This is a genomic window from Flagellimonas sp. CMM7, from assembly GCF_021390195.1.
Classification (GTDB): Bacteria; Bacteroidota; Bacteroidia; order Flavobacteriales; family Flavobacteriaceae; genus Flagellimonas.
Window position 1 is genome coordinate 388,230 of the sequence record NZ_CP090003.1, and the last position, 12,050, is coordinate 400,279.

Sequence of the window (12,050 nt, forward strand, 5' to 3'; positions counted from 1 at the left end):
GATTTTGAGTGTACTAATGCTATTAATAACTATTAATAGGGCGTACCAAGAGACTACTCCCACTAACCCCATTATCCTTAAGTCCAACTAGGGCAAAGGTTATATTTTTGAACAGTGGCATTATGCCCACGGGGGGAACTGGAACCAAGTTTGTTGAAGCTACTACAGTTTCCGTTTCATCTACGAACTGGAATGTGTATAGCGAAATATCCCTTGTCGCAGGCAATGGCATAAACTCCGTTCCATCCTTAAAAGAAAGACCACTTGCCAAATCATTCGTTTCACCGGAAACTCTTACCGAAATCTCTCCAATATCGGGAGAAAGGTTAATGAACCTAACACCAACCAAACTATCCTGTAAGGTGAGTATTCTATCCTCTAAGTAAAACCCATCAATATCTTCATTCTCACCGGTCAAAAACAATGTTCCCAGTCCTCCTTCGGGAATAGAGATTGTTGTAGAAAACAATGTAGATAGAGTATCAACTGAATTTATAAAACTTATTTCCCTTTCTTTCTCCGCTGGGATTGTATAGACTTGGCTTAGACGGTACCTTAACGTAGGGTTGCTTGCAAGGGTTATTGGTCTTTCAAAATAGTTAACATGCAATGGAGGCCCATCCACAGCCCCATGAAATACTTTTAAAGAAGCTGCAGATGGAATTATATTATCTTCCTCACTACAACTTAAGGTGATAGCTGAAAATAATAATAATACTATAATTATGTTCAATTTTCTCATGATTTTCTTTTTTGTGTTACGTATTAAATAATATGTTGGCACTTATAATGTTTTGCCCTTTGGGTCTTTTATCACTACCACTTTCATAGGCTTGGTGGATTTCTCTAATTTTAGGCCATTGGATTCAAGGTACTTTCTAAAACCTTGGAAGTCTTCCTGATTTGTAGCGGACATTTCAAAATCAATTTCATAATCAATACCTGTTGCATCTATAAAAGGAGCTTGGTCCTCAACGCTCAAATTGTATAAATCCAATTGTTGAAAGCCATATTTTAGGCCCAAAACCCAAATGATATCTTTTACAATAGCATTCTTAAAAACAAAAGAACCATCTTCCGGGTATATTATGTTAATTGATTTGCCAGGTGTCTTTGTGGCCAGCATTTTTTTCGCTGTATTGGTTGCCATTAACTTCCAACATGGCATTTCACGTATTTCCACTTTTACGTCATAATCAAAATAGTTTTGAAGATCACGTTGCATTACTTTCTGAATGAATCCAGCGCTGGCTTTTTTCATAGGAACCTGCACACTATAGTCGTATTTATTTTCAATTGATCTCGTTTGTCTTTTTCGCCAATTTGTAGAACCCAAAGCAGTCGTATCACTGACTTCAACAATCGGATGGTACCAATACTCACCATAAGACCTGTTCCTGTATGGATTAGACTCAGCCCACCATTCCCAAGTTATGGGATTCCGCTGCAATGGAATGTTTTCAAGAGTATCCGCATAGGCCGCATTGTACAGTTCCACCAATTGCATATTAACAAACTGTATACGTCCCGGCATGGAATTGACCGAGGCTAAATTCTCATGGAACCATCCTTCACTAGTTATATAAAGAGGGCTGGCAACTCGATATTTGGCCTTGGACTTTCTAAATATTGACCGAAAGTCAAAATTATCGGATCTTCCACCGTTTCCTTCGGCCAGAAACAGTTCGTCTTTATTAAAATTCTGTCGTTTTGATTTTTCCTTTTCATTCCGTTCAACCATTTCACTTAGTCGATAATTTGGGCCTGTAACATATTCAACCACCTCATCTATTACATTATATTTTGTACTTAACCCAATCCAGGCAATATGTCCGTTTCTGTCTATAACAAAACTATAGGGCACACCTCTCAATCCTGCTGCCATATGCCAACTTGTCTCCATTGAGCGATTGACATCATCTACCGCCACTTTATACTTAATCTTATTATCATGGCGTTGGACAAATCGTTCCACTTTTTTGACGTATTCTGGATTATTTGGGTCCTTGGGCTCACGCACGAATTCCTTTATAAAAAAACTGAGCACATCTACATCTTTACTGTACTTGTCAGATAATGAGGAAAGGTGTGGGATGGCTGCCGTACAGGGTGCACACCAGGTTGCTCCAAATTCTACAACATGTACTCTGCCTCTTTCTAAATTCGTCACAGGCTCTCCTTTCAGCCATTTAAATACTTTGACCTTGGGAGCTGGGTCTCCCACCTTTAATGGCTCCGTTTGGGCCTGTAACAGAGTAATCTTAAGTAGTACTACAGCTAATAGATATATTCTTCTCATATCGTTTTTCTATCATTTATTGTTATTTATGGAAAATTATTTCGACAGAACTGTCTAGTTCAATACCCATCATTCTGTGGTAGGAGATTGGGATTCTCTAAAATCTCAGCCTCAGAAATTGGATATAACACATCTGTAGATTCCCAATTTATCTTTTTTGGTCCCAGGATAGCATCGGCTCGACCTGTTCGTTTTAGGTCGAACCACCTATGACCCCATTCGGTAAACATCTCTACTCGTCTTTCTTGTTCAATGGCTAATAATAAATCTGATTGTAATATTCCTGGATTTGTATCAGTTATTAATGTTAAACCTGCGCGTTGTCGTATCAAATCCAAATCCTCAATGGCACGTGGTAAATTATTCTGTTGGGCTCTTGCTTCGGCACGAATCAAATATTGTTCAGCAAGTCTAAAAACAACGGAATATTCTTCAAAAGCTATGGTTACATTTTTATACTTGAAAGGGAAATAAAAAGTTCCTCCGTCCTCAACAGTACCAATCCAGTTGATTTGTCGCAAATCCCCAGGTTCAAATGCATTGAACAAATCGTTCGTTAGTGCTACTGTCAGCCCTCTATTTGAAGGAGCTGTAGTTAGAATAAACCTAGCTGCCTGTGGAGTAATGAAATTTTCTGGTGTATTCGGTTTTAACTGCCAAATGGCTTCTACTGAATTAGCTAGGAAAACATTGTTTAAATTGGACTCTAAACCATAAAGTGCGGTATTGTTGATTAGATTCGTAGCATACTCTTCTGCTTTTGCCCAATTTTCAACATAAAGGTATACCCTTGCTAACAAAGCCTGTGCAGTACCTCTATTAGGCCTTACCCGTTCTCCATTGGCTGTATCAAAATTATTCTCCATTAATTCTTCAGCATCCAACAAATCAATAAGTATTTGTTCATAAACCTGTTCTATAGGTATCCGGGAAGCAGTATTATTTACCTCAACATTAGTACTTGTAACTACTGGAACTGGGCCAAACATGTTGACCAAATAAAAATGATAAAAAGCACGTATAAACTTTGCCTCTCCCTCTAATTGCTCTTTTACCGATGGCGTCAACTGGGTAGATTCTTCAAGGCCCTCGATAATGGCATTAGCATTCACAAGCTGCTCATATAAATCACCCCAAAACGTACTTGCTAATTGGCCATTTGTTGGCAACAAAGCATTTAATGCAAACTGCTGTTCAAGATCTGAACTTGCATTGCTAAAAAATTCATCAGCGGACAATCCTCCAAATTTATCCATTGCTGTACTAGAAAATGATAATAAATTTCCATTTATCATATTGCTGTAAATACCACTAATGGCGCTAATGGCTGTTGCATCATTATTAAAAACATTTGCTGAGACTATTTCATTTCGCGGAGTCTCCACTTCAACAAAATCTTCACAAGACAAGAGCTCAAATAAATTGATTACAATTATAACAATGAGCATAGCTTTGCAAAAAGCTCTTTTAAAACACAGTTTTATATAATTCAACGATTTTGTGTTATTGACTTTCATAATTGATTCTAAAATTATAGTGTGATTTGTAGGCCGGTTGTAATAATTCTCAAGGGAGGCAATGATGTTGCTCCATTTTGACTTTCGGGATTAAGTCCTTTATAGTTCGTTAGAGTAAAAACATTTTGGGCCTCAGCATAAATCCTCAAATCTCTTATTTTAAGTTTGGAAAGAACTTCCGACGGAATTGAATATGACAAGGCAATGTTTCTAAGTCTAACAAAAGATGTATCCGTAATATTTGCGTTCGAAGCATTGAATAGTGGATATGTTCCTGCTGCTGGACCACTAAACGTTGGACGTTGGAAGTTGCTTACGTCTCCAGGAAATTGCCAATATGAAGCTATTTCCGCTGGTTGATTTGTTGCAGATCCAGGGGCGCCAAAGTTGCAAAAAACGGGCATAGTATACCACCCCGGGCGGGTTAAAGTGAGCCACACCGGGCGGACGAAAGTGAACCACTAAAAAATCGATTCTATTTGTGGGTTACCATCGGTTCTTTTGTAAAAAAGACGATGGCAAACAAACAGATAGATATGCGCAAGGCAAAACAGATTTTCAAATTGTACGGCGAGGGCGCGAGCAAACGGGGCATCAGCAAGCAGCTGGGCCTCTCCCGCAATACCGTAACCAAGTACATCGACTTCTTCAAGCGGTACAAGCTGACCTCCTATGAGGTGTCCGCAATGACCCTGGAGGAGATCCACAGGCTTTTCCGGTCGGACCAAAAGCCCAAGAGCGAACAATTGAAGACCCTCGAGAAGTACTTTCCCTATTTTGACAGGGAATTACGCAGGACGGGTGTTACCAAGCAATTGTTATGGGAGGAATATTACGAGAAGCACCCGGACGGCTTCAAGCTCTCACAGTTCAGGTACTGGTATCGGGAATGGACAAAGGAAGTCTCCCCCGTAATGCACTTTACCCACAAAGCGGGCGACAAGCTATTCATAGATTTTACGGGGAAAAAGCTTGTTATCGTAGATAGACATACGGGGGAGCTACAAGAACTGGAAGTCTACGTATGCGTATTGGGAAGTAGCCAATATACCTATGTCGAGGCCTGTACAAGCCAAAAACTGGAAGACTTCATGCGCTGTACCGAGAACGCCCTTTGGTTTTACGGCGGGGTTCCCCGAGCAATGGTTACGGACAACCTAAAATCGGCAGTTACCAAGAGCAGTCGTTACGAGCCCAAGGTCAACGAGACATTTGCCGATTTCGCCGAACACTACGAAACGGCCGTACTTCCCACAAGGGCTTACAGGCCAAGGGACAAGGCCATCGTAGAGAATGCCGTCCGGATCATCTACACCAGGGTCTTTGCGCCGTTGCGCAACCAGGCCTTCCATTCCGTAACCGAAATCAACAAGGCCATATCGGAACTACTGAAAACACACAATGACAGGTCGTTCAGGGGAAGGGAGTACTCCCGGTACTCGTTGTTCAAGGAAGTGGAACGGCAAGAACTCAAGCCCCTTCCATTGAAGCGGTACGAGATAAGATTCTACGCAAAGGGCACCGTACACAAGAACAGCCACATCTACCTTGGCAAGGACAAGCATTATTACAGCGTACCCTATCGGCACATCGGCAAGCAGATCAAGATCGTCTACACCCATAGCTTCGTCGAGATATACCACAGGCACGAACGCCTTGCCGCCCATACAAGGAAAAGGCAGAAGTACGGGTATACCACCATGGCGGAGCATATGCCATCGCACCATCGGTTCGTCAGCGAATGGAGCAGCGAGAAGTTCATCGCTTGGGCAGGGCATATCGGCGACCATTGCAAGGGATACATCATCGGGATACTCGACAAGAAACAACATCCCGAACAGTCCTATAAGTCCTGTCTGGGCATACTCCACTTGGCCAAGAAAGTAGGAAACCGGCGCTTGGACAATGCCTGCAGGCGCGCATCCGACTATGGGGCATACAATTACAAAATGGTAGAGCGTATCCTGAAAAAGGGGTGGGACGTCCTTGAAGACGACCCACTGGACAACACCGAGGTGCCCGACCATGAAAACATCAGGGGAGGGAACTATTACAAATAATAATCGCTTAACAATAATTAAAAACAAGCATCATGAACGAACAGACATTGGAACAAATGAAACAGTTAAGGCTCCACGGAATGATTAGGGCCTTCAACACCAGCCTCTCGTCCCAGAGCATCGATTACACCAACGATGAACTACTGGCCTACCTTATGCAGTCCGAATGGGACGATAGGCAGAACCGCAAGATAGAACGCCTGACCAAGGCGGCCAGGTTCAGGTACAGTGCCGTAATGGAAGCGATCAACTACACTCCCGAAAGGAACATCGACAAGAACCAGGTGCAACGTTTTGCGTCCTGCGAGTTCATCGGCAGAAAAGAGAACATCCTCATTACGGGGAGCACGGGCGTGGGCAAAAGCTATATGGCCTCCGCCATAGGCCATCAGGCCTGCTCGATGGGCAGCAAGGTCATGTACTTCAATACCGCAAAGCTCTTTACCACGCTAAAGACATCAAAGGCCGACGGTTCATATCTAAAACTGATAGGCAAGCTCGAAAAACAGGACCTGCTGATACTGGACGACTTTGGCCTGAAACCCTTGGACAATATAAACAGGCACTCCTTTATGGAAATAATAGAGGACAGGCACGGAAAACGATCGACGATAATAGCTTCCCAACTGCCCGTAGAGGCATGGCATGAGATAATTGGGGAAAAGACCATTGCGGACGCAATCCTCGATCGCTTGGTGCATACCGCACATAGGATAGGCATAAAAGGGGAATCAATGAGAAAAAAACTAAGGAATAATCATTAATTTTAACACACGAATGAATCGATTTTAAGTACTTCGTTTACACTGCTCACTTTCATCCGCTGTGGGCGGTATACTTTGGCCGCCCTATCCAGACTACTACAGAATTGAATTCGGCATTGATTATGAAAATGCAATTTTACAGAATACACCAAAAAATGAAAATGAAATACTTAGAAAAAGGGCAGGTAAAATGTTACGGGATATTGCACAACAGATTGATGAAACAGGAGTATTTACCTCTTTGAATTAGGTTATCTGAACCCCAGATTCCTTTTTATAAATCTTCAACTAAAAGTGAACTATTATTATGATGATGATAAACTAAGACACTTTTGCCATGGAGAAGACGGAGTAAATTGAACAATATCTTAAGGTAAAATCTCAAAATGAGGGTGTTAGAATTTTTTAAAGAATGTAGAAAAATCAAGAAAACCTGCTCTAGTTTTTACTTGGTTCTCAATAAAAGAGTGATTCAAGAAACTTTATTTCTACTCCCATAGTTTTTCAAACCGCCTACTGGCAATTCTAGTATAATGTGCAGTATGCTTAGGGTCGCGATGTCCTAAATAGTCTTGAATCAAGCGAAGGTCATACCCTCTATTAGCTAAGTAGAAACCACAGGAATGCCTTAAGGTATGGGGATGTATATTTTCTAGACCTGCCTTCTCTCCCACTCGATTTAAAATATAGTTCACAGCTTGCCTGGTCAGAGGTGACCCTCTTTCATTAATAAAAAACCATGGCAGATTATCTTTTCTAGATCTTAAATATCGCTTTATGGCCCTGAGCTCATCTCCTACAATCGGTTGATCCATGGAAAGACCACTTTTCAAGCGTTGTACCCAAACTCTGGATTCTTTTAAGTTCACATCAGATTTCTTCAAGGTAATAGCTTCACTTACCCGTAACCCATGCCTGTACATCATAAGCACAAGAAGATAGTTACGTTTTGGATATCTGGTTTTTTTTGAGGCCTCCAACAGCAGCTTTATTTCATAAGGGCTTAGATAGTCCTTCCCTCGTTCATGGGCATCGGCTGTTATTTTATCATTACTCTTTACAATTGGCCCTTTCATAATAGTTCCGGAATTGTCCATAAGGTCAATGAAGTTACATCAAAAATCATTAACTCTTTACAAAATCCGCCTTTTGTAAAGAGTAATAGATTTTAGATAATTTCCTTAACTTCCCTATAAATTTTCTCAAAATTCTCTTGAAGTTTTTCCTTTAAATTCAGATTTTGGGTCGAAGTCCCAGTTTTATTATATAGGCTCTACCAGTTGATAGATATCAATCTTATTTTCTATTGATCGACGCAGATTTTTTTAGCATTTGGCAACTTTAATCCCACCCAACACCGTTGTATAACATCCAGTTCTGACATAACGGGTTTAATATGAAATATACGCAGTGAATTTGGATAGTTCGGATTACAAATTAATGTTATCCGATGAATCAATCCTTGCGTTTAAAATTCAATAGACGAAAATCAATAGAGCTATTTCCAGGCATGGTTATAGTCTTTAAACTCAGTTGACCCTCCCCTTTTTGAAGTGTTATTTCTCCCATTTTAGATGCTTTGAAATGTTTTACGTATGATTCCATCCTCGGCGATCTATCTTTTTCAGCGCCAATTAGGGGAGGGTCATGAGCTTCATTGATTACAGTAGCGATACTCTCATCATTGAATTCCAATTGAATTTCTGCACCAACATCTTCTGGTTTACAACTGTAGTATAAAAATACTTCGAAAGTACCAGTTTTTAGGACATCAACATCCCATGTTATTGAATCATTTAAGCTTATCCAATTGGTGTAAAAAGAATCATTTGGCCAACGATTGCTTCTTGCTATATTGCCATGAGCCAAACCATCCCTAGCGGGTAAATGAGTGAAATTATAACCTGGAGCACCTAATGGAAAAGGTCTTTCTTCTTTATGTATATCCAGCACACCAACCTCCTTTTCCCAATTGACCTTCAGTTTAATCAGAGAATCTCTTAATGATATTGCGCTTTCAGAAATATCTTTTGTTTGTCCTCTATCATTGTCCATATCGTACAATCGATTATCCTTATCCAATCGATATTTCTGAGTTCGGATACTTGTATTGCTTTGCCAATGGTTATAAACGACCCTATCAATAATTTTATCCTGGCCATTTATTAGATTGGCGCTGAAATCGATACCGTCTAAACGCAAAGAATCCGTCAACGGGATTTGCGCCAAGTTGGCCAATGTGGGTAATAAATCCACCACTCCTAGTATTTGTTTAAATTTAGTCCCAGCATTAATTTTATCAGGCCATTTGATAAATAATGGTGATCTGACCCCACCCTCATCAGTAGATCCTTTTTTACCTCGCATTCCTCCATTCCATCTCCATCCGTTCGGTCCATTATCAGACATAAAGACAACGATCGTATTTTTACTTAATCCTACTTTTTCAAGATAATTGGTTAACCGACCTACATTCCAATCAATATTTTCTACCATTGCCAACGCTGCCTTGGTGAATTGCTGATCTTCCTCTTCCTCACCATGATAAGTCATTTTTAGTTTTTTTTCTTGGAATTTATTCCAATAACTGTCAGGAACTTGCATGGGACTGTGTGGCGTGTTCACCGGAAGCATTAGAAAGAAGGGATCGTTCTTATTCTTTTTAACAAACTCCATACTATGATTGAACAAGTCATCAACTAGAAAGCCCTCTCCTTGTACAATTTGGCCATTATGGTCTAGCATTGGACTAAAATAATTGCCCCAATGACCAGAACAAAACCCATAGTACTCATCAAAACCCCTGGAAAGTGGATGGTAGGGTGGCTGTGTTCCGTTATGCCATTTACCATAAGCAGCAGTTGAATATCCAGCATTTCTGAAAATCTCTGCTATAGTGCTAATTCCAAGATCCATCCTTTCACCACCTGCGGAAGTGGAATAGACCCCTAGCCTTGGATGATATTTTCCAGTTAACAATTCTGCGCGAGTGGGCGAGCAAACTGGTTGAACAAAAAAATTCTCCATTACGGCTCCTTTATGCGCTATTGAGTCTATGTAGGGTGTACTTGTATTGGTGTTGCCATGGTAACTTAAATCGCCCCAACCTTGATCGTCTGTTAGAATGAGAACTATGTTTGGTGGGCGTTTAATATCTTGATTAGTTGTGCAAGAACTTAGGACAAGAAATAATAAGCACAATGCTAAATAAAACAATCTCATATTCTACTTTATTCACGTTATTTGACATTAGAAAGTTAATGTTTACCCAAGATGCTTCCTAATACTATTCTATCATTTAAACATAATGCTATAAAGCACTTTTTGGAAAACTTACTTTCTACTCCTGCAGCGATACGCGTTGCGCCATTTAAGGCATGTAAACAGGATCCCTCATAATTGTTATTTCAATCACTAAGATGAATTACATATCATCATATGATTTTTGTACATAAGATTTATCTGTATTACCTCCATTTACTATAATGATCTCTAAAGAAACCATCTTTTTTATAATCAAGAAGTTCAAACCAACTACTTCCATATACAGGGCCAAATCTCAATCTGTTTTCTGCCTCAAACTTCAACCTTTCTTTTCTATATAGAATAATAATTCCTTCCTTCCCAAGTAATGGTAGAGCGACCAAATCAAGCTAATCTTCATGGTTTTTTAGAGTGAAAAGAGTTTTGTAACATCATTACCTAAATTCTCTACTATAGGCCAAAGGGGGTGTTCCCCGTTATTTTTTTGAACTTTCGGTTAAAGTTGGAAAGGTTTTTAAATCCAGCTTCTTCAGCGATGGTTTTTACATTGTAGATATCTTTTTTCAAAAGGCTGCATGCATAACCAACACGCATTTCGGTAATAATTTGCACAAAAGTCTTCAAGGTCCTTTTTTTTAAAAATCGACAAAATGCGGTCTCGCTCATATTTGCTACCTCAGCTGCATCGCCAAGCGAGATATCTTCCCTGAAATTTTTTACGATATAATCATAAACGACGTTCAACCTATGAAAGTCGGGAGCATGGTATTCTTTGATAAAACCTTTGCTGCTCAAAAGGCGGTAGTCCTTTGTTTTTGAAAGCTCATGTAAAATGTCCAAAATAATCAGTAGAGATGGAATTTCTGATGATTCCAATAGGGCCGTCATTTTATCGGCTATCCTTTTTTTTGTTTCACCACCGATCCACATGCCGTGTTTCCCTTTTTCCAAAAGTAAATGGAGTATGTCCATCTCCGGAAGTTGCAAAAATGCATCTCCGAACATTTCAAAATTGAATTGTAATACAATGGATGATGCCTTTTTAATTTCTTGCGAATGTTCAAATTCTGTATCACTTATAAAGGCATGGGGCAGGTTGGGGCCTATAAAGACCAAATCAAAATCATCAAGTCGTTCAACACTGTTGCCAATAAAACGTTTTCCGTGGTTGCCAACATTCAAGGTAAGCTCTAATTCTGGGTGGTAATGGAAGGGCATGGTCATAAAAGGCGCATGTTTTTCCCTTAGGTAATATGATCGGTTGGTCAATGGTCGTACCTGTTCAAAAAAAGGCTTCATTGTTTTTATAGGTTCCAAGATGGGATTTAAAATAGAGTAAAATGCTTCAACTTAAATGGTAGCAGTGGCCAAACATTTCTATAAATCAAATTAATTTAGGTAAAGATTAAAGAATGATTTCACTATTAATTAAACATAAATCCCATATATTACAAGTATGTTGAGAATATTTTAAAATGCCTATTGGAAACTTCTTAAAAGGAAAATAATGAGTGATAAAAACAAACAAAGGCTGGAAGATAAATATCTTGCCGAAGAATTAGAAATTGATAAGGCCCATTTGAAGGTACTTAAAAAGAAACTGGCCAAAGTTGAACCACGCTCCGAACGTGGAGCCGAGACCTTGTTCCGTTTGGTGTCTAAAAACCACTATACGCTAAATACGATGATCGACCGGAAATCACATATTCTAATTACAATCAATGCACTTATCCTTTCCATCATCATTGGAACCGTGTTGCGGCATTTGCATAAAGACCCCCATTTGATATTCCCCTCAGTGATGATGCTTGTTACCAATTTGGTTTCCATAACCTATGCCGTTTTTGCCACCAGACCCGAACCCAGGCATGGCAATGTTAAAATTACCAATTTATTGTATTTTGGAAATTTTCATAATATGGACGAAAAGGAATACTCGGACCAAATCATCAATTTGATTTATAAAGGGGACGACCTGTATAGATCAATAGCCAAGGATACGTACTACCTGGGCAAATCCATTGATAGAAAACACGGCCTATTGCGAAAATCCTTCAATGTTTTTTTGGTGGGCCTTATCGTTTCTGTGATAACATTCATTGCCTGTCATGTGTTTTTTGGAGGGATGCTATAACAACTTTCTTTG

At 39.8% G+C, this 12,050-nt stretch carries 11 protein-coding genes; 4 read left to right on the forward strand and 7 right to left on the reverse strand.

Features of this window, described 5'->3' with window-relative positions; genetic code table 11:
- Positions 1-22 precede the first annotated feature (22 nt).
- From LV704_RS01940 to LV704_RS01955, 4 genes are all read right to left on the reverse strand, one after another.
- Positions 23-742 carry a DUF4397 domain-containing protein gene (locus LV704_RS01940; RefSeq protein WP_163423984.1) on the reverse strand — a complete coding sequence of 240 codons (720 nt, stop codon included), beginning with the start codon at positions 740-742 and terminating at the stop codon, positions 23-25.
- A gap of 42 nt (positions 743-784) precedes the next feature.
- On the reverse strand, positions 785-2,299 hold the full coding sequence (locus LV704_RS01945) for a redoxin family protein (RefSeq protein ID WP_163423983.1): 1,515 nt from the start codon (positions 2,297-2,299) through the stop codon (positions 785-787).
- Positions 2,300-2,358: 59 nt separating this feature from the next.
- Entirely contained in the window at positions 2,359-3,747 is a 1,389-nt protein-coding gene (locus LV704_RS01950; protein WP_163423982.1) for a RagB/SusD family nutrient uptake outer membrane protein, read from the reverse strand.
- A gap of 83 nt (positions 3,748-3,830) precedes the next feature.
- Positions 3,831-4,220: a TonB-dependent receptor gene (locus tag LV704_RS01955; RefSeq protein WP_163423981.1), complete on the reverse strand. Its 390-nt coding sequence runs from the start codon at positions 4,218-4,220 to the stop codon at positions 3,831-3,833.
- Positions 4,221-4,331: 111 nt separating this feature from the next.
- Here LV704_RS01955 and istA point away from each other — a divergent pair, with 111 nt between their 5' ends.
- The 3 genes from istA to LV704_RS01970 all read left to right on the forward strand — a co-directional run bounded on the left by istA (position 4,332) and on the right by LV704_RS01970 (position 6,890).
- On the forward strand, positions 4,332-5,876 hold the full coding sequence (gene istA / locus LV704_RS01960; RefSeq protein ID WP_163424037.1) for an IS21 family transposase: 1,545 nt from the start codon (positions 4,332-4,334) through the stop codon (positions 5,874-5,876).
- A gap of 32 nt (positions 5,877-5,908) precedes the next feature.
- Positions 5,909-6,640, forward strand: a complete 732-nt coding sequence (istB, locus tag LV704_RS01965) for an IS21-like element helper ATPase IstB (RefSeq protein ID WP_163424036.1) — start codon at positions 5,909-5,911, stop codon at positions 6,638-6,640.
- Between the two features lie 61 nt (positions 6,641-6,701).
- Positions 6,702-6,890, forward strand: coding sequence for a hypothetical protein (locus LV704_RS01970; protein WP_163423768.1), 189 nt, complete (start codon positions 6,702-6,704; stop codon positions 6,888-6,890).
- 238 nt (positions 6,891-7,128) lie between these two features.
- Here the strand turns inward: LV704_RS01970 and LV704_RS01975 are convergent, their stop codons facing one another.
- The 3 genes from LV704_RS01975 to LV704_RS01985 all read right to left on the reverse strand — a co-directional run bounded on the left by LV704_RS01975 (position 7,129) and on the right by LV704_RS01985 (position 11,203).
- On the reverse strand, positions 7,129-7,716 hold the full coding sequence (locus LV704_RS01975; protein WP_163423767.1) for a tyrosine-type recombinase/integrase: 588 nt from the start codon (positions 7,714-7,716) through the stop codon (positions 7,129-7,131).
- Between the two features lie 379 nt (positions 7,717-8,095).
- A complete protein-coding gene (locus LV704_RS01980) occupies positions 8,096-9,862 on the reverse strand; it encodes an arylsulfatase (protein ID WP_163423766.1) in 1,767 nt (588 codons plus the stop codon).
- 492 nt (positions 9,863-10,354) lie between these two features.
- The gene (locus tag LV704_RS01985; protein WP_163423765.1) at positions 10,355-11,203 is read right to left on the reverse strand and encodes an AraC family transcriptional regulator; all 849 of its coding nucleotides are present in this window, start codon (positions 11,201-11,203) and stop codon (positions 10,355-10,357) included.
- Positions 11,204-11,411: 208 nt separating this feature from the next.
- On the opposite strand from LV704_RS01985, the gene LV704_RS01990 reads away from it, so the two are divergent.
- The gene (locus tag LV704_RS01990; RefSeq protein ID WP_163423764.1) at positions 11,412-12,038 is read left to right on the forward strand and encodes a Pycsar system effector family protein; all 627 of its coding nucleotides are present in this window, start codon (positions 11,412-11,414) and stop codon (positions 12,036-12,038) included.
- Positions 12,039-12,050: the final 12 nt, after the last annotated feature.